This is a genomic window from Pedobacter hiemivivus (assembly GCF_004331685.1).
GTDB lineage: Bacteria > Bacteroidota > Bacteroidia > Sphingobacteriales > Sphingobacteriaceae > Pedobacter > Pedobacter hiemivivus.
In genome coordinates this window covers 141,757-160,092 of the sequence record NZ_SJSM01000004.1, presented here as the reverse complement: position 1 = coordinate 160,092, position 18,336 = coordinate 141,757, and the positions used below count along the sequence as shown (strand labels likewise).

Sequence of the window (18,336 nt, the reverse complement as noted above, 5' to 3'; positions counted from 1 at the left end):
TAGATGAAATTATACCTGTATATACTACTTGCGCTTGTTGTTTTTACGCTTTATAAATGCCAAACCCATAAAAAAACGATTGAAGTCAATAAAGAACTTATTCCTGATACCACCAACTCTCCAGTTATCCCAGCCGCCGCTGCGATTAAACTGATGCGGGTAGAGGACGGATTTGAAGTTAAACTGGTTGCTGATGAACCACTTGTTGTAGCTCCAGTGGCCCTGACCTTTGATAATAAAGGCCGTATATGGGCAGTGGAAATGGTAGGTTATATGCCTGATGTAAATGGAAAGGGAGAAGATAAGCCGAACGGGAAAATAGTAATCCTTGAAGATAAGAATGGTGATGGGGTGATGGATGATAGAAAGGTATTTCTGGACTCCTTGGTATTGCCACGGGCCATTTGTTTGGTTGATGGCGGGATACTAGTAGCAGAGTCGCCAAACCTCTGGTTTTATGAGATTAAAAATGATCAGCCCGGTAGGCGAACATTGGTGGATGGTAAGTATGCTGATGAGGGAAATGTGGAGCATCAGCCCAATGGCCTGTTAAGAGCGATGGACAATTGGATTTACAATGCCAAGTCGAGTAAACGTTACCGCAGGATAGACGATAAATGGATCATTGAGGATACGCATTTTAGAGGGCAGTGGGGAATTAGTCAGGATAATTATGGGCGTTTGTATTACAATGACAATTCTACCAATCTTGTCGGTGATTACTTTAGCCCTGGTTTTGGAGCTACGAACAATAACCAGCGTAATGTTGAAGGTTATTCCGAAAGAATAGTCAAAAGTAACAGGGTTTATCCAGCTCGTTCGACGCCTGGAGTAAATAGGGGCTATATGCCGGGTGTTTTGGACGACAGTTTACGTTTGAAAAATTTTACAGCTGCATGTGGCCCGGTTATTTACCGTGGTGGTTTGTTTGGCCCTGATTATGATTTTAATGCATTTGTTGCAGAGCCGACAGCCAATTTAATCAAGCGAAACATTCTAACCGAAAAAGGATATGTAGTGAGCGGTGAACAAGCTTATTCTGGTAAAGAGTTTTTGGCCAGTATCGATGAGCGGTTCAGGCCGGTTAGTTTGTATAATGGTTTTGATGGAGCGTTATATGTAGTTGATATGTACCGTGGTATAATACAGCATAAAACATATGTTACACCTTATTTGCGGGATAAGATCCTGAGCAGAAAGCTAACTGAACCATTGAGTTGTGGCAGGATTTATAAGATAGTCCCAAAAAATAAGCTGGCAAGTGTGGTAAAGTTTAGTAATGATCCTAAAGCACTTGTAGAACTGTTGGGTAATAACAATGGTCAGGTGCGCGATATGGCTCAACAAATGTTAATTGATGGAAAATACAAAGCCGCTATTCCTTTTTTAAGAGCCGCTATTCAAGATACAAGCCAACCCTTGAAAGTAATCCATGCGATGTGGGTATTGGAAGGGTTATCAGCTTTGCAAACCAATGAAGTGCTGGCATTACTAAAAGCAGAGCAATGGCCTTTGAGAATGCAGGCCTTAAGCGTTTTGCCATCTGTGATTAATGGAACTTCTTTTAGGTATTATATGGATGCACTTGCGCAGTTACTTCATCAGAATGATGAGTTGGCTGCTCCATACATTGCTTATGCCGCGAATTATATTAAACCATTTAATGCCGACGGAGCTCAATCTGTGGTGATTAGCCTGGTTAAAAAGTACCCTAATAATCCTTATGTTTCAAGTGCAGTATTGAGTGGTTTAGCACATCGCGAAGATGTTTTTGCGAACTCAATAGCGTATTTATTACCTGATACAAACTTGAACATCAATAAACAGTTGACAGCGTTAATTACCAGGGTTAGGAGCGCGCAGAAGAACAGGGATCCGCTTTTACAGGCTAAATTGTATCCTAAAGGGGCTGCGCTATTTGCATTTAGTTGTCAGACTTGTCACGCTGCAGATGGAAATGGGGTCAATGCGCTCGCGCCACCTTTGAATAAATCTGAGTGGGTGACAGGAAATAAAGAAAAGCTGATTTCGATTGTGCTGTATGGGCTGACGGGCCCTGTTAAAATTAATGGACATGTTTACGAATCACCCGAGATTTCAGGTGACATGCCTGGTATAGCACATAGTGAGGAGATATCTGACGATGATGTAGCTCAAGTACTGAGCTTTATACGTGGCTCATGGCAAAATAACGCAGGTAAAGTTAGTATTGATGAAGTGAGTAAAGTCCGTAAACGATATAAAGGTAGAGAGAAGGCTTTTACAATTGAAGAACTGGAAGCTAAATAGAAGCTTGGTATGTGAATAACTTGTTGGTAAGCTGTTGAAAAACCTGTTGAAAATATGTTAATAAATTGACTTAAATATGTTTGTTTTAGATGGTTATAGTTCGTAAATTAGATCTATCAATTACGAAGTACTTTGACAGTCTGAAAGAAATATACCAAAAAGAAATACTTGGCCTCCGGGCAAAAGCTTCTGGAAATTTCGATGGATCAGCAAGGGATCAGACTCAAAGGAAACTGCGAAGAAGAACTTAGATAACCAAAAGCCGTAAGGCAAAGGAACATCAGCCGAATCCGAAACAGACATTATGATCAACTGAAACAGCCTACGGGATGAATCGGAAACATGATTTAGACGAGTTTCAAAGTTCTTAGGAACTGAGAATACGACGAATTGTAAAGTAATAAATCGAATTGATGCTTTACTTACAGCTATGGCTGCAAGAAGAGTGGAAACGGAGACCTTGAATCGAAAGAAGAAAGGCTCCGTTTTCTTTTTATAGGCTAATCTTATAATTATTCTGAAAATGCTTATATGGCTTATTACTAGGTTAGTAGCGCATAATTTCGGTCTCTGTAATCAGCTATATTAGTAATGCTTTTATTTAACCTCTTAAATCTCAAAGCATTATTATTAATAGCATTGCCTGTAAATGGGCTTTGTTTTTTGCTAACCTTAAACTTAATTTTAATGAAAAACAAATTGATTATAGCCGTAGTTCTCGGCTGCTTTGCATTTCTTTTTTTTGCTTGCAAAAAAGAAACAAGTTCAATTGGTGAAGAGCTAATTACAAATAAGACCAGTATTAGTGCCGCAGATCCATCCGGAACAGTTGGTATACTATCAGTATTATGGGATGGTGATGCTAATTTAGGTACAGGCGTCTTTAAAGTGTTAAACGTGGACGCCCCAGCTGATCTGGCAGCAGTGAATAATGCCACTTATGGGAAAATCTGGAGATTTACAAAAGCCATAGGAAGTAACCGCTGTGAAGTACATGCCGCTAAAAACTTTGCTGCAGTAGAGGGTGACGATATTTATTTGGGCTGGCGGTCGCAGTTAGCGATGACTGCTTCGCTTACCGCTAATGCATTGTTCCAATGGAAAGCTTATGGAGCAAACATGACGCAGAATTTTCCTATCGTTATTAAAACTGTAAGTGGTGATTTTAAGTTAATGCATACTGCCCCTGGTGGTGCCAATACCTATATTTGGAGTACGCCAGTAAGTGTAAACAATTGGAATACCTTTGTTTTAAGAATAAAGGTTTCCCGTAATGCAGCGGTAGGATTTATGGAGTTTTGGTTCAATGGTGTTAAACAAACACTGAGTAATGGTACCCAACGGTATTACGGACGTACATTGGATGCTGACTATTGCGATCCTAAATGGGGTGTTTATGGCGCAAGTTCTGAACTCATAGTAAATAGGGTTCATGGATTAAAGATTGGATCTGCTTATGCAGATGTTGCTCCTTAATTTGAATAACTTAGTTCGCATTTTTTCCAATACAAACTAAGCTAAATAGAGGTTGAAAAATTAGCTAAAGAATTGTTATGAATGTTAAGGCATCGTTTTTCGGATGCCTTAATTGTTTTAACGCTATCGATGCAAATCTTTTTTGCTATTTTTATATACCATGAAAAAAGCTGCTAATCATCCTACTTTAGAAAAAAAGATCTTTGTTCTTGATACTTCAGTTATCCTTTACGACCATAATGCCTTCAAAAACTTTCAGGAACATGATGTAGCCATTCCTATACAGGTGTTGGAAGAGCTGGATAACATGAAAAACGGTAATGAAACCCGTAATGCTGAGGCGCGCAGTTTTATCCGGTTAATGGATAATGCTTCAGGTGATCGGATTATGAATCAATGGATCCCTCTGAATGGCAGCAAAAGTGGTCGCTTTAAAGTTGTAATGGATTATAAACCGGATAAACTTGACGCGGAAGAGATTTTTGGCAAAGGTAAATTTGACCATCGCATTTTAAATGCTGCATTGAGTCTTAAACAGGAGTTTCCTGAAAAACGCGTGGTACTGGTGTCTAAAGATATTTGTCTCAGGTTAAAAGCAAAATCGCTAGAGCTGCATGCCGAAGATTATGAAACTGGAAAAATTAAAAATGTAGATGAGCTGTATACTGGAAAGGCAGTGCTGACGAATGTAGCTGATGAGGTTTTTAAAGCGCTTAAAGCAGATGGGAATGTTGATGCTGCAGGTCTTGATATTACTGAAATCCAGTCCAATCATTTTTGCATTTTAAAAGGTAAGCGCAAAACGGCAACCACTTATTACCATGCAAAATCAGGAAAACTATTTCCAGTCGCTCCCCGAACTATATTTAACATATCTCCACGTAACGATGAGCAATCATTTGCGATAAACGCTTTACTTAATCCTGATATCAAATTGGTTACGATACAGGGTAAAGCTGGGACTGGTAAGACCTTGCTGGCTATAGCCAGTGCTTTGGAACAACGTAAAGATTACCGACAGATTTATGTAACGCGTCCAATAGTTGCTTTGAGCAATAAAGATATTGGTTTTTTACCGGGTGATGCGAAATCTAAGATTGATCCGTACATGGCGCCGATATGGGATAACATGAGGCTTATAAAGGAACAATATCACGCCGATCCTAAAATGCAAGCCAGAATTGACGACTTTGTAAGTACAGAGAAGATCGTAATTACGCCCTTGGCATACATTAGAGGTAGAACTTTAAGCAAAATCTTTTTTATTGTTGATGAGGCACAGAATTTAACGCCACACGAGATTAAGACCATTATCTCAAGAGCGGGAGAGGATACAAAAATTATTTTTACAGGTGATATTTATCAGATTGACACCCCTTATCTGGATGCAGAGAGTAATGGCTTGTCTTACCTGATCGAAAATGCAAAAGATCATGATTTGTATGCACACATTACTTTAGATAAAGGGGAGCGGAGTGAGTTGGCAAATCTCGCCAACGATCTTTTGTAAGTTAAACACATATCCAGATATTTAAATACTTTTAATAAATTGTTTTACACTAAAAAATCGAATATGAAAAGAATTGTATTGTTGTTAGTAGTTGGCCTTACGATAGCAGGCTGCGCTATGGTTAAATCAGGGACAGATCAGAATCTGGTAGTTTTACAGGGAAAAGTTGAACCTCTGGGGATGTCTACTTTTCAGTATGGAACGCACATCATCAGTGCTGCAGATAAAATTTATGCATTAAAAAGTAGTAAAGTTAACCTTAAGGATTATGAAGGAAAAGAGGTAACCGTAAAAGGCTTAAAGGTAGCGGGTTATCCGATTGATGGTGGTCCTGAATTTATAGATGTGCAGGAAGTGACTAATAAATAAGGTATTTCTTCAATAAAATATTTTATAGATTGCGCTGGCAAATCTTATTTCATGAAACGACTAACTTTAATGATTCCCATTCTGATGATTTTATCATGTCAGCAGAATACTAAAAAAACTACTACTGAAAACCAGGTTATGGTTGATGATCCACATTCCTTTTCTAAGCCGTCAATAGCTTATGTAACCCATCTTGATCTTGATTTAGAGGTTAATTTTGAGCAACAACAAATTACTGGAAAGGCAATCTGGACAATAGACAACAAGGCTAAGGATAAGGAAATTATATTTGATGACAGTAAGCTGAACATCGAAAAAATTACACTTGGTGCTGACGAGAAGGAAACGACCTTTACGTTTGGTTCTGAAACAGCATATTTGGGCAAGGCCTTAAAAGTAGCTATCGCTCCTGAAACTAAGTTGATCAATATTTACTATACAACAGGTAAGGACGCCAGTGCTTTACAATGGCTTAATCCACAACAAACAGCCGGTAAGAAACGACCATATCTTTTTACGCAATCAGAAAGTATCGCAGCACGCAGTTGGGTGCCTTGTCAGGATAGTCCAGGTATTAGATTTACCTATAATGCTACCGTAAAAGTACCGGCAGACTTGTTGGCTTTAATGAGTGCCGAAAATCCGCAAGCCAAAAACAGTACTGGTATATATCAGTTTAAGCAGGTGCATCCTATCCCGTCTTATTTATTGGCACTTGCTGTGGGTGATATAGCCTTTAAGGCTGTTGATGAGCGCACAGGTGTATATGCTGAACCTTCTGTATTGGAAAAGGCAGCCTGGGAGTTTGCAGATATGGGTAAAATGGTTCATGCTGCAGAAAAACTTTATGGACCTTATAGATGGGGTAGGTATGATTTGGTCGTGTTACCTCCTAGTTTTCCTTTTGGGGGGATGGAAAATCCTAACCTAACCTTTATAACTCCAACAATATTGGCGGGTGATCGTTCACTGGTGAGTATTATATGTCATGAGTTGGCGCATAGTTGGAGTGGTAATTTGGTTACCAATGCTACCTGGAATGATTTCTGGTTAAATGAAGGCTTTACAAATTATTTTGAGCGCCGCATGGATGAAGCGCTATACGGTAAAAACGAGGCCGAAATGCAAGAAGTATTTGCAAAACAAGCTTTGGAAAATGCTGTAAAGGATATGGGCGCTGACAGTAAGGATACTTATTTAAAAACAGATTATACTGGCCGTAATCCTGATGAAGGCACGAATGATATCGCATACGAAAAGGGTTTTTTCTTTTTAAAGACGATTGAAGCGGCTGTAGGAAGAGAAAAGTTTGATGCTTTTTTAAGAGGATATTTTGATGGTCATGCTTTCCAGTCTTTAACTACTGAACAGTTTTTGGACTACTTGAATAAAAATCTGATAAAAGGCGATAAAGCACTTGAAGATAAAATAGATATTAATAAATGGGTGTACGGCCCAGGTATTCCAGCTAATGTGGCTGCTGTTGGTTCAGCACGCTTTAAAGCTATTGATGGATTGGTGGCTAACTGGCGCAAAACAGCTGCTGTAAAAGGCTTAAGTAAAGAAATCGTATCTAGCAATGAAAGACGCTATTTTATTAGCCAATTACCAGCTAACCTGACGGCAAAAGATATGGCTGCATTGGATGCTGAATTTGGTTTTACAGCTTCTAACAATACAGATATACAACTGACTTGGTATGCATTGGCCCTTCGCCATCACTACACAACCGCTGATGCCCGTATTAAAGCTTATTTACTCGAAAATGGAAGGATGTGGCACATTATCCCATTATATAAAGAAATGATGGCTACGCCTGAAAGACTAAAAATGGCAAGGGAGATTTATAAATTGGCCAGGCCAAATTATCATCCTATGACTTACCAGGGCGATTGATAAGTTGTTGAAATAGGACATTTGTATAGGCCGTTAGTTTTTCTGGACAAAATGGTGTTATATGCTACATATATGTGTCCTTAAAATAGTATTAAAGCTAATTTTATCCGTTTTTAATTATTGGCACAGAATTTGTTTTTCATGAAACGGTTTAGTTTGGTTTAGGTTGATCTGTGGTGGATCGACCTTATGAACGGGAATAGTCTCTCCGACTTATTCCCGTTTCTCATTTAACGCCTTTTGTCGTTTCCTAAACCTTAAAAACTATTTTTACGTTTAGTCGTTGTATGAGTAGCTTTAATAATCCAGGTAAATTAAATGCTTAGAAAAAAGGTGCCAAATCGATATTCTTTTTTTACAATTGCAATATGAATAAAGCCAAGTTATATATATCTAAACTTGTTTATAATAAATTCTTTTGGCAACTGTTTGTAGCGATTTTTATGATTGCTATGGCTGTATTCTTTATCCGACAGGAACATATTGAAATAATCAAAATTAAGGATCAGCTGAGTAGGAGCCATCCATTATACATATTTTTAGGCATAATTTTAACCCTGGTGTACATTGCTGCACAAGGGTTAATGTATGTGCACAGTTTTAAGGCTTTAAATAAACCCCTGTCATTAGCGCTGGCTACTCAATTGTTTCTGAAGCGGAATTTGGTTAGTATTTTTTTACCAGCTGGTGGATTTTCTTCACTGGTGTTTTTTACCAAAGAGATTGAAAAAAAAGGGGTAACCAAGTCACAAATACACCTGGCATCCACCTTATTTGGCTTTTGTAGCATTCTTTCTGTAGTTGTTGTGGCTATTCCTGTATTGGCCATCGCTTTACTATTTACTAAAATCGGGACAGCAGAACTGCTGAGTTTTGGATTCCTCTTGATACTTACTGCTGCATTTATTTTGCTGATCTATTCTGTATCCATAAAAGGAAGGGCTTACCGTTGGCTTTCCAGGATACGCCCTTCACTATCTACTGTATTAGACGATATGGTTAATGAAAAGATCAACCGAAGGCAATTTTGGATTACTTTGTTGGTTTCGATAGGTATCGAGGTCATTGGTATTGTTCACCTTTATATTTCTATGTTGGCACTGGGACTGGATGCCAGCTGGCCAGCCGCTATAATTGGTTACATTGTGATGGTGATCTTATTGATTGCCTCTCCGTTTTTAAGGGGCTTAGGCGCAATAGAAGTCTCACTTACCTTCGTATTACAACAGTTTGGCTTTTCTATTCTTGCAGCAGCAACCATCACGCTGTTGTTTAGGTTCTTTGAATTTTGGTTACCGTTGCTTGTCGGTTTATTTAGCTTTATAACGAAGAAGGACAATGTGATCCTTAGGATCTTGCCAGCCTGTATTATCCTTATTTTGGGGCTAGTAAATATCATTTCGGCTATTACTCCAGCTATTCCTGCGCGCTTGCGGATGGTTAAAGATTTGTTGCCCGAGGATTTGATTGTAACCAGTAACACACTTGTGCTGGTTTTTGGTTTGATTCTGGTTATCATTAGTATATTCTTGTTGCAGGGCTCTAAGCGTGCCTGGTATGCCGCAATATTTTTAGCGGTTTTCTCTTTTTTTGGACATTTAATTAAAGCTGCTGATTACGAGGAAGCTGTATTGGCATTTATAGCTGGCTCGGCATTGTTGTATACGCGTAAGTCTTATAGACTTAGGCCAAATGCTCGGTTGGTTGCTATTGATTACATGGTGTTAATGTACGCTGTACTCGTGGTATTGGCGTATGGCGTATTGGGCTTTTATTTTATTGATAAAAAGCATTTTGGGATTGATTTTCATATTATGCAGGCTTTGAAGGCTGTGTTACAATTGTTCTTTTTAATTGATGATCATGGAATGACGCCACTTACCCGATTTGGCGAGCGTTTTCAGGATTCTATCTATATAGCTGGGGCAGCGGTGATACTTTTTGTCGTTTTTAGCCTGCTTAGACCTTACTTTTCTAAACCTTATAATTCAACGGAAGATTTTGATCTGGCCAGGAAGTTATTAGATAAATACGGTGCATCTGCTTTGGATTATTTTAAGGTATATCCCGATAAATTCTTGTTTTTTAATGCGACTAAAACCGCTTTTATCAGCTTTAAGCTTACCCGCCATTTTGCCATAGTATTAGAAGATCCTGTTGCTGAAACTGAAGTTGAGCGAACAGCGGTGATGGTCTCATTTGAAGATTTTTGTGGGCAAAACGGCTTTATAAGTGCTTATTATAGAGTGCCAGAGCAATCATTAGGCATGTATACCGCCATGGGATATAAACATATTCCTATTGGGGAGGAGGCTGTATTGAACTTGACTACTTTTACGCTTGATGGTGGTAAGATGAAAACAACCAGAAGTGCCATAAGTAGGTTGACGGCAGAAGGATATTGTCTGAAAGTATATAAAGAACCCATAAAGGAAGGTTTACTCCAGAAATTGGAAAGGGTATCCGACAATTGGTTGGATGCCTTGAATCAAAAGGAGGTCGCTTTTACGCAGGGTGTTTTTGATACTAGTATTTTAAAAACGCAGACCATTATTACCGTTGAAGATGGGGAAGAAAAAGTATATGCTTTTTTGAACTTGATTCCGGATTACGCAGCGGGTGAGGCAACTTATGACTTGATTAGAAAGGTATGCGATGCACCTAATGGCGTATTGGATATGCTGCTGGCAAAGACTTTTATCTATTTGAAAGAGGAGGGGTATACTGCTGTAAATATGGGACTCGCGCCGCTTTCGGGCATGGATAAGGTAAACATTACTCAGAAAACAATTAAGTATGCGTACGAGAATTTTAAAATGTTCGGTCAGTTTAAAGGACTAAGAAAGTATAAAGAGAAGTTCTATCCAAACTGGAATAAGAAGTATTTAATTTACAGTCACAATTACCACCTTTTACAGGTTCCTTCGGCATTAAAAAGAGTTTCTGAGGGTAAGTAAAAAAAGCGCTGCCTTAATTTCATCGTGGGTTTATTCCTCTCGTTATAGTAACTATGATTTCGTTATATGAGGTTTGATCGTAACTGTGATCTCCGGGGATCAATTTAAGGTAAAAGTTAGATTTTATGATTTCTTCCAGCGCTCTAGGATCTTCATCTTTTCCATAAAAGCAGTAGATTGGTATTTTAACCTTGTCTACCTCTATTTTTACATTGTACTTTTTATTGTCTTTGGAAATGTTGAGTAGGTCAGAAGTACGTACTTTAAAATCTGATGTTGCAAATGGAGAAAGCATGCCAAGTGCTGCAACTCTGTTTTTTAGACGCGGATGAAGTCTATTGTATACAAATGGTATCACATCAGCACCAAAAGAATAGCCACAAAGAATGATCTTTTCTGGTTTGTATTGTCTTACATAAATCATGAGCAGCATCGCCAGGTCTTCCGCTGTTTTTCTCGGTGTTTTGCCTTCCCAGAAATAATCACGGGAATTGAAGCCGATGGTGTTAAATCCTGTACCTGAAAATTTAAGGGAAATCGCGTCTTCGAAATCCACCCATCCGCCATCTCCTGAAAGGATTAATACTAAGGTGTTGTTTTTAACGCTATCTGGTGCAGGGTATACAAATACGGGCAAATCGAAATCAGAGCGTTGTATTCCACTGTGTCGCGTAACCCTGTCTCGCTTTAATAAACTACAACTTGATAAGCTGATTAAGCCTGTTATAAATAGAATATTTAAGGGTTTGCTTAACATGCAGTTTATTGTCTTTGTCTGATTTACTTAGTTTTTCTTTACAAATATTGTTCCCCAAAATGAAAAATGTATTACCTTACAGTAGTTATTAATTTATGTATGAATAAAATATTCGCTCTATTTTTATCCTTCATGGTAATTGGTTTAGGCGTAAATGCGCAAAAACAAAACCTATACTTCTTAAAAAATAACGGTCAATATGTGAAAATTCGCGATAGCGCTGATTATTTACGTATTGTACAAGAACCTGATCCCGGATCGGTTTTGTATATTGTAAATGAACATTATCTGGATGGGAGCACCAAAAGTAAGGGACTTTCTAGTAAGATAGATCCACCTGTATATGAGGGGCAGTATATTTCTTACTATAAAAATGGTAAGAAGAAATTATTGGGTAATTACAGCAAGGGGAAGCTTGTGGATACGGTATATAATTATTATCCCAATGGGAATCTGTATACTGAAATTGCTTATGTGAATGCTAAAGATGGGGTAAAGACCTATATCAAGACTGTTAAAGATTCAACTGGTAAGAGTTTAGTGGTCAGTGGCAATGGCGCTTGTGGGCTTTATGATAATAATTTTAAAGAGATCATTGAAAGCGGCTCGATAAAGGATGGATTTTATGATGGGATTTGGAAGGGTGGCTTAAAGAGGAGCGGTATAAGTTATACCGAAACGTATGTTGATGGTAAATTGCTTTCGGGAGAAAGTACTGATCGTTCTGGAAATCAATATCCATATACAAAAAGTCATATACAACCCGAGTTTAAAGGCGGTATGAAAGAATTCTATAAATACTTGACAAAGAATGTTAAATATCCTCAAGAGTGCTATACTCAGCGCATACAAGGTAAGGTGTTTTTAAGGTTTCAGGTATTAAAGGATGGATCTATTAGTGATATAAAAGTGCTAAAAAGTCCACATCCTAGTTTGACAAGAGAAGCTATTCGTGTAATTAGTGTTTCTCCGCCATGGGAACCCGGGGTAGAAAGAGGGATTCCTGTAAATGTATTTTTTAATATACCGATTTCATTTACTGTTAGTTAAAAATAATGACTGTTTTTATTGATGTAACTTGCGCAATTATAGAAGGAGAGCTAGGTAAAGTGCTTGTTGCGCAGCGTAGTGCAGAGATGAAGCTCCCATTAAAAATGGAGTTTCCTGGTGGGAAAGTCGAGCCCGATGAAAGTCCTGAGGAGAGCCTGATCAGGGAAATTAAGGAAGAGTTGGATGTTGATATTGAAATAGTATCTGGCATACCAGCAAATCAACACAGCTATCCCGACTTCTCGATTAATCTGATTCCCTTTGTCTGCCGGATAACGGATGGGGAAATTATTTTAAGAGAGCATGCAATGTATCACTGGGTAGCAATAGATGAATTATTAAGCTTAGACTGGGCTGAAGCAGATATTCCAATTGTAAGTGATTATATTCGCAGCAAAAAAATAAGAAAATGATAGCTCATCACGTACTATTCTGGCTAAAAGCCGACACATCTGAAGATCAAAAAACAGCTTTCCGTAAAGGTTTAGAATCACTTGAAAATATTGAAGTGGTTAAAACCTTTCATATTGGTACACCTGCACCAATTGAACGTGCTGTTGTTGATACAACTTATACTTTTTCATTGGTTTTGTTTTTTGAGGACCTGGCAGCACATGATGTATATCAGGTGCATGAAATACATAAGGCATTTTTAGACCAATTTAGAGTGCTTTTTGAAAAAGTAATTATATACGACGCACATTAGTATTTAAAAAGGCTGTATCATTAATCGATTAATGATACAGCCCCATATAGTTAAATTGTTTTATTGCGCTACTTTTAAAACAATTTTACCCCGAGTATGTCCAGCTTCACTTTTTTGTTGTGCTTCTGCTGCTTGTGGTAACGTTAATACCTCTGCAATAATAGGTTTAAGTTTTCCCTCATCTATCAGCTTTGCTAAGCTCGTTAAATCACCAGGACTGGATTGAGCCATAAATTGGGCCCCAATCATGCCTTTTTCCTTTATTGCAGCTTCGTCTCTTAGCCCCACGGTGCTGACTAAAATTCCACCGGGTTTTAGCACATCCAAAGATTTTTTTTGAGTGTCGCCCCCTACAAGATCAAATACCAAGTCTAAATCTTTTAATTTGCTTTCAAACGCTTCATTTTTATAATCTATCACCTCGTCGACCCCAAGTTTTTTTAAGAAATCAAGATTCTGTTCAGATGCCGTACCAATTACATAAGCGCCTTTCCATTTAGCCAATTGTACGGCATAAGTGCCAACACCACCTGCAGCAGCATGGATAAGCACTTTTTGTCCGGATTCAAGCTTCCCATGGTCAAACAAACCCTGCCAGGCAGTTAGTCCTGCTAATGGAACAGCTGCCGAATGAATATGATCAATTGATGTTGGTTTTAGCGCAATTTCTCCTGCATTGACGGCTACATATTCAGCGTAAGTACCGTTTCTTGATACATTTGGGCGTGCATATACCGCATCTCCTTTTTTAAATCCATTAACGTTTAAGCCTGCCATTTCTATAATACCTGAAACGTCCCAGCCTAGTATGATTGGAAATGTTCTTTTGTCAGAACCAGGCATATGTCCTTCTCTTACTTTCCAATCCACAGGGTTGATGCTTGTTGCGTAAACTTTAATCAACACCTCGTCGGACTTAATTTCAGGCTTCGGGGCATCTTCATATTTTAATTCGTTAACGCCACCGAATTTATAGATTTGAACTGCTTTCATATCAATTGTTTTTTGAGGGATAACAATTAATGCTTATGATGGTTTCATTCATTTTAATTAGCTTCGTTTATGATAATTCGAGAAGCACTTTCAGCTGATGCAAAACAATTGGCTAAACTAATTATTCAGGCAATGGATGATCTTGCTGCAAAGTTTATAGGTGCTACCGATCCTAATGAAGCTGTTCCTTTATTTGAAAGATTCGCTGCATTACCAGGTAATCAGTATAGCTACGAAAACACCTTGGTATATGAGGACGAAGGGGAGATATGTGGAATGATCAATGCATATGATGGTGCCGATCTTGAAATATTAAGAGCTCCTTTTTTAGATTATATTCAAAAAACTTATGGTTTTAACCATGATCTGGAGGCAGAAACGCAGGCTGGTGAGTACTATATCGACTGCATTAGTGTTGCTCCAGGTAAGCAGGGCAAGGGGATTGGGAAAGAGTTGATTAAGGCTATGGTTGATTACGCTGTTGCCCATCATCACCACACTATTGGCCTGCTGGTAAGTAAAGAAAACCCTAAAGCCGAAAAACTGTATACAAGCTTAGGCTTTAAGGTTGTAAAGGAAAGAGATTTTATTGGTGGTCGCTATTTTCATATGCAAATCACCAGGCCGTAATACTTATTCGTTATGCAAAAGCTCAGTTTTTTTATTAGCTATTTTAAAGATCGTAAACATAATTACTGCAGATAAAATGGTGATGATTAAATAGCTTGTGCTCAGGTGGTGCTCATCTTTAGCGGGTAAGATTGAAATGATTCCATAGCTTAAAAAAGATACGATTACATAGGTGATACCGCCAGTTAAACCACTGGCAATTCCTGCGTTTTTAGGGAATAAGCCCAGACAAAAGGTAAAGTAATTGTTGAATATGTAACCTGCTGTTACATGGATTAAAAAGGCGAATAACACCAGGCTGTACAGACTAGAAATAAACTGAATGGTAACGATCATTGTTAATACAAATGCGCCTTGAAACAAGAGGTTTGTAGTCATCTTTCTAAAGAAAGGCTTGTTTATAGTTGCCTTGCCTATAAAACCACCAACCATCCACGCAAAACCTAATATCAGAGAGCTATAACCTGCAACTACTGGGGTAAGATTTAAGTGGTGTTCTATGATAAATGGACCGGTCATGTTATAAATCATCACCATACTGTAGGCCAGGCCGAGCATGACAATGCCAAGACTGAAGCTGGCTGTTTTTATCATGGTTATATATATGCCAGTGATCTTTTTTAGTGAAAATTCAGAAAAATGGTTCAGACTTTCGCCACTGTAGATAAGTTCCAGAATAGCCAATACAATAGCAAGTATAGCCAGGAAATAGAAATTAGATTCCCAACCAAATGCAGTTTGCAAGTAGCCACCTAAAAAAGGAGCTACAATTGGACCGGTAGACCATATAATGGAAAAAAGGCTTAAGTAATGTTTTAATTTATCTCCGGTAAACATGTCGACAAAATAGGCACGTTTGGCTACGATAATCGTACCTACAGTAAAGCCGTGTATGATTCTCATCAGGTAAATCAGGTAAATGTTATGCGTATTGGCAATGACAATACTTGCTGCTGCAAAAATTACGAGAGAAATAAGACTTAATTTATATCTGCCAAAGCTATCCAATACGCTACCTATAAAGAGTTGAGAAACGCCATAGCTGATTAAAAATAAGCTTAAGGTTAGCTGTACCTGCAAGCTACTCACTCCCATAGTCGTCGCCATGGTAGGTAATGATGGGATGTAAATATCTGTTGCAAAACCAGATAAGGGGAGTAGAGCGAATGCAAGCAAGGTGGAAATTCCCTGGTGCTCTTTTTTAAGTGTTTTTATGTTGTTCAAAGTATGTGCGATGTTATTTTGACGAATCAAAGTTAGCCTTTCAAAATTCCATGGTATATATTTTTTAACACCTTAGTGTAATAATTACATCTTGCTAATTTCATATTTTATTCCTTTATCTTATTTACAAAAACAGACAGCTGATCGTATGCTTTGTGATAGGCAATAGATAACGGTTCTAAATTAAAATGAGATCCCATACGCTCTGGCCATTATTGTATTTTTGCAGCAAAAAATATTACATGTCAAAAACAAAACTTACAATTAATACTAACGGATCGGTAAAGATCGAAGGCGATTTTGAAATTGTTGATAGAAACGGCAATGTTTATGAATTACAGGGAAGAACTGCTTTGGGTATCTGTCGTTGTGGTCTTTCTAAAAATAAGCCATTTTGCGATGGTTCACATAGTGGACAATTTGAACACGAAGCGATTGCATTTGATCTTCCTCCAAAGAAAGCTTAATTAGTACATAATATCAATTTCAGTTATTTATCTTAGCTTTATTAGGATAAATAACTGTTGGTATGAAATATCTGTTGTTGCTTCTTTTTGCTACCTGCGCTATATCCATATCTGCTCAGCAAACTCAAAAACCTGTTTTACATGGACGTAACTGGATGGCCATTACCGGCAAGCCATTAGCCGCAACAGCGGGTGCCATGATTTTCCAAAAAGGAGGAAATGCAGTGGATGCCGCCTGTGCAATGTTGGCAGCTACCTGTACCATGTGGGATACACTAAGCTGGGGCGGAGAGACTCAGGTATTGATTTATAATCCCCATACCAAAAAAGTAATAGCCGTTAATGCGATGGGCTTTGCGCCAACGGGTGCTACCGTAGAATTCTTTAAAAGTAAAGGTTATAATTTCCCTCCAGAATACGGCCCTTTGGCGGCTACAACGCCGGGAACTCCAGGCGGACTCATCTATATGCTCGCTAATTATGGTACAATGACCCTGGAGCAAGTGCTTGCTCCGGCCATTCAAATGGCTGCTGGTTATCCAATGGAAGCGCAGGCAGCCAATTACATCGAACGTCAAAAATCATTGATTAAGCAATGGCCTTATAGTAAAAAGGTTTTTCTAACGCATGCTGGTGAGCAAAGAGAGGCACCTGAAGCAGGGGAGATCTTTGTGCAAAAGGACCTGTTGCTTACTTTGAACAAAATGGTGGATGCTGAAAAAGCGGCACGTAAAAAGGGTAAAAATCGGAAAGGCGCTTTAATGGCCGCGTATGACCGTTTTTATAAAGGTGACATTGCACGCGAATTTGTGAGGGGATGTCAGGAGCAAGGCGGATTAATTACCATGGAGGATTTGGCAAAATGGAAACCTTTAGTAGAACAACCACTCATGGTGAACTATAAAGGTATTGATGTGTACAAAATGCAGCAGTGGACGCAAGGTCCTGTTATGCTACAAGCCTTGAATATACTGGAGAATTTTGACCTTAAAAGCATGGGGTATAACAGTACCAAATACATTCATACGGTTTATCAGGCCATGAACCTTGCATTTGCCGACCGCGATTTTTATTACGGAGATCCATATTTTAAGCCGATTGAACCAATAAAGGGCTTGTTGAGTAAGGCATATGCCAAACAGCGGGCTTCGTTAATTCAATTTGTAAAGAATGATGCTGGTATAGGTCCAGGTGATCCTTATCCATTTGAGGGATTGCTCAATCCGTATAAAAATCTCCTTAAAAACCGGGGATTCGAGATGGATACCTCAAAACGCAATTTTGCGCCTAAGCATGATATGGGTAATTATTCTCCTAAGGAAGCCTATGAGGATAGGTTATGGCGGGGAACTACCTCAGTGGAGGCGGCTGATAAAGAAGGTTGGGTAGTTTCTATTACACCCAGCGGAGGTTGGTTGCCGGCTTGTATTGCAGGGAATACAGGAATTGGGATGAGTCAGCGGATGCAAAGTTTTGTGTTGGATTCGACATTAAACCCTTTTAATGTTGTTGCACCCGGTAAGCGACCAAGGGTTACGCTATCCCCGGCAATGGCACTTAAGGATGGGAAACCATTTTTGGCTTCAGCAGTTCAGGGAGGTGATACGCAGGATCAGAATCTTTTGCAGTTCTTCTTAAACGTGGCAGAGTTTGGTATGAATGTTCAGCAGGCTGCCGAAGCTGCTAATTTTAATTCAAATCAATTGTGGTTGTCGCTGGGTGGAACTAAAACTTCCGATAGGGAACCTAAACCCGGTCAGATTTTACTGAACACGAATACCAGTGAGGCTGTTAGGAATGAATTAAAAAAAATGGGCTATACCTTAAGCTTTGGTGATCGGACCAGTGGCCCGATTAATGCAATTTATTTCGACTGGAAACATGGGAGTTTGTGGGGAGGATCAAGTAATCATGGTGAAGATTACGGAATAGGATGGTAAGAAAACAATTGTAGCTGTCTGCACCGGGTATTCTAAAAGGATTTATTAGCTTTGACCGAAAAAATAATCAGT

At 38.7% G+C, this 18,336-nt stretch carries 15 protein-coding genes; 12 read left to right on the top strand and 3 right to left on the bottom strand.

The window, feature by feature from the left end:
• Nucleotides 1-3 precede the first annotated feature (3 nt).
• The 6 genes from EZ444_RS09230 to EZ444_RS09205 all read left to right on the top strand — a co-directional run bounded on the left by EZ444_RS09230 (nucleotide 4) and on the right by EZ444_RS09205 (nucleotide 10,497).
• Nucleotides 4-2,289 (top strand): DUF7133 domain-containing protein, encoded by a 2,286-nt coding sequence (locus tag EZ444_RS09230; protein ID WP_131608443.1) that lies wholly within the window; start codon nucleotides 4-6, stop codon nucleotides 2,287-2,289.
• A gap of 687 nt (nucleotides 2,290-2,976) precedes the next feature.
• Nucleotides 2,977-3,765, top strand: coding sequence for a heparin lyase I family protein (locus tag EZ444_RS09225; RefSeq protein WP_165503571.1), 789 nt, complete (start codon nucleotides 2,977-2,979; stop codon nucleotides 3,763-3,765).
• Nucleotides 3,766-3,925: 160 nt separating this feature from the next.
• Nucleotides 3,926-5,275: a PhoH family protein gene (locus EZ444_RS09220; protein ID WP_131608441.1), complete on the top strand. Its 1,350-nt coding sequence runs from the start codon at nucleotides 3,926-3,928 to the stop codon at nucleotides 5,273-5,275.
• Nucleotides 5,276-5,338: 63 nt separating this feature from the next.
• Nucleotides 5,339-5,644 carry a hypothetical protein gene (locus EZ444_RS09215; RefSeq protein ID WP_131608440.1) on the top strand — a complete coding sequence of 102 codons (306 nt, stop codon included), beginning with the start codon at nucleotides 5,339-5,341 and terminating at the stop codon, nucleotides 5,642-5,644.
• A 51-nt stretch (nucleotides 5,645-5,695) separates the two neighbouring features.
• Complete coding sequence (locus EZ444_RS09210) at nucleotides 5,696-7,540, top strand: hydrolase/aminopeptidase (protein ID WP_225874683.1); 1,845 nt, start codon at nucleotides 5,696-5,698, stop codon at nucleotides 7,538-7,540.
• A gap of 368 nt (nucleotides 7,541-7,908) precedes the next feature.
• A complete protein-coding gene (locus EZ444_RS09205; RefSeq protein WP_131608439.1) occupies nucleotides 7,909-10,497 on the top strand; it encodes a phosphatidylglycerol lysyltransferase domain-containing protein in 2,589 nt (862 codons plus the stop codon).
• Nucleotides 10,498-10,516: 19 nt separating this feature from the next.
• On the opposite strand, the gene EZ444_RS09200 is transcribed toward EZ444_RS09205, so the two are convergent.
• Nucleotides 10,517-11,254, bottom strand: a complete 738-nt coding sequence (locus tag EZ444_RS09200; protein WP_131608438.1) for an AcvB/VirJ family lysyl-phosphatidylglycerol hydrolase — start codon at nucleotides 11,252-11,254, stop codon at nucleotides 10,517-10,519.
• A gap of 99 nt (nucleotides 11,255-11,353) precedes the next feature.
• Here EZ444_RS09200 and EZ444_RS09195 point away from each other — a divergent pair, with 99 nt between their 5' ends.
• From EZ444_RS09195 to EZ444_RS09185, 3 genes are read left to right on the top strand one after another with little or no spacing between them, the layout of a single operon-like run.
• Nucleotides 11,354-12,304 carry an energy transducer TonB gene (locus EZ444_RS09195; RefSeq protein ID WP_165503570.1) on the top strand — a complete coding sequence of 317 codons (951 nt, stop codon included), beginning with the start codon at nucleotides 11,354-11,356 and terminating at the stop codon, nucleotides 12,302-12,304.
• Between the two features lie 5 nt (nucleotides 12,305-12,309).
• Nucleotides 12,310-12,717 (top strand): (deoxy)nucleoside triphosphate pyrophosphohydrolase, encoded by a 408-nt coding sequence (locus EZ444_RS09190; protein WP_131608436.1) that lies wholly within the window; start codon nucleotides 12,310-12,312, stop codon nucleotides 12,715-12,717.
• Nucleotides 12,714-13,010 (top strand): Dabb family protein, encoded by a 297-nt coding sequence (locus EZ444_RS09185; protein ID WP_131608435.1) that lies wholly within the window; start codon nucleotides 12,714-12,716, stop codon nucleotides 13,008-13,010. Before EZ444_RS09190 ends, EZ444_RS09185 begins: the two co-directional genes overlap by 4 nt.
• Before the next feature lie 60 nt (nucleotides 13,011-13,070).
• Here EZ444_RS09185 and EZ444_RS09180 read toward each other — a convergent pair whose 3' ends face one another.
• Complete coding sequence (locus EZ444_RS09180; protein ID WP_131608434.1) at nucleotides 13,071-14,003, bottom strand: NADP-dependent oxidoreductase; 933 nt, start codon at nucleotides 14,001-14,003, stop codon at nucleotides 13,071-13,073.
• Nucleotides 14,004-14,072: 69 nt separating this feature from the next.
• On the opposite strand from EZ444_RS09180, the gene EZ444_RS09175 reads away from it, so the two are divergent.
• On the top strand, nucleotides 14,073-14,633 hold the full coding sequence (locus EZ444_RS09175; RefSeq protein WP_131608433.1) for a GNAT family N-acetyltransferase: 561 nt from the start codon (nucleotides 14,073-14,075) through the stop codon (nucleotides 14,631-14,633).
• A gap of 3 nt (nucleotides 14,634-14,636) precedes the next feature.
• Here the strand turns inward: EZ444_RS09175 and EZ444_RS09170 are convergent, their stop codons facing one another.
• The gene (locus EZ444_RS09170; protein ID WP_131608432.1) at nucleotides 14,637-15,857 is read right to left on the bottom strand and encodes an MFS transporter; all 1,221 of its coding nucleotides are present in this window, start codon (nucleotides 15,855-15,857) and stop codon (nucleotides 14,637-14,639) included.
• A gap of 242 nt (nucleotides 15,858-16,099) precedes the next feature.
• Between EZ444_RS09170 and EZ444_RS09165 the strand changes: the two genes are divergently transcribed.
• Together EZ444_RS09165 and EZ444_RS09160 are read left to right on the top strand one after the other, a co-directional pair.
• Entirely contained in the window at nucleotides 16,100-16,324 is a 225-nt protein-coding gene (locus EZ444_RS09165; protein WP_131608431.1) for a CDGSH iron-sulfur domain-containing protein, read from the top strand.
• A gap of 62 nt (nucleotides 16,325-16,386) precedes the next feature.
• Complete coding sequence (locus tag EZ444_RS09160) at nucleotides 16,387-18,264, top strand: gamma-glutamyltransferase family protein (protein WP_131608430.1); 1,878 nt, start codon at nucleotides 16,387-16,389, stop codon at nucleotides 18,262-18,264.
• Nucleotides 18,265-18,336: the final 72 nt, after the last annotated feature.

Coding starts and splice junctions, on each gene's coding strand:
- EZ444_RS09230 (WP_131608443.1), top strand. CDS start 4: ATGAAATTATACCTGTATATACTACTTGCGCTTGTTGTTTTTACGCTT.
- EZ444_RS09225 (WP_165503571.1), top strand. CDS start 2,977: ATGAAAAACAAATTGATTATAGCCGTAGTTCTCGGCTGCTTTGCATTT.
- EZ444_RS09220 (WP_131608441.1), top strand. CDS start 3,926: ATGAAAAAAGCTGCTAATCATCCTACTTTAGAAAAAAAGATCTTTGTT.
- EZ444_RS09215 (WP_131608440.1), top strand. CDS start 5,339: ATGAAAAGAATTGTATTGTTGTTAGTAGTTGGCCTTACGATAGCAGGC.
- EZ444_RS09210 (WP_225874683.1), top strand. CDS start 5,696: ATGAAACGACTAACTTTAATGATTCCCATTCTGATGATTTTATCATGT.
- EZ444_RS09205 (WP_131608439.1), top strand. CDS start 7,909: ATGAATAAAGCCAAGTTATATATATCTAAACTTGTTTATAATAAATTC.
- EZ444_RS09200 (WP_131608438.1), bottom strand. CDS start 11,254: ATGTTAAGCAAACCCTTAAATATTCTATTTATAACAGGCTTAATCAGC.
- EZ444_RS09195 (WP_165503570.1), top strand. CDS start 11,354: ATGAATAAAATATTCGCTCTATTTTTATCCTTCATGGTAATTGGTTTA.
- EZ444_RS09190 (WP_131608436.1), top strand. CDS start 12,310: ATGACTGTTTTTATTGATGTAACTTGCGCAATTATAGAAGGAGAGCTA.
- EZ444_RS09185 (WP_131608435.1), top strand. CDS start 12,714: ATGATAGCTCATCACGTACTATTCTGGCTAAAAGCCGACACATCTGAA.
- EZ444_RS09180 (WP_131608434.1), bottom strand. CDS start 14,003: ATGAAAGCAGTTCAAATCTATAAATTCGGTGGCGTTAACGAATTAAAA.
- EZ444_RS09175 (WP_131608433.1), top strand. CDS start 14,073: ATGATAATTCGAGAAGCACTTTCAGCTGATGCAAAACAATTGGCTAAA.
- EZ444_RS09165 (WP_131608431.1), top strand. CDS start 16,100: ATGTCAAAAACAAAACTTACAATTAATACTAACGGATCGGTAAAGATC.
- EZ444_RS09160 (WP_131608430.1), top strand. CDS start 16,387: ATGAAATATCTGTTGTTGCTTCTTTTTGCTACCTGCGCTATATCCATA.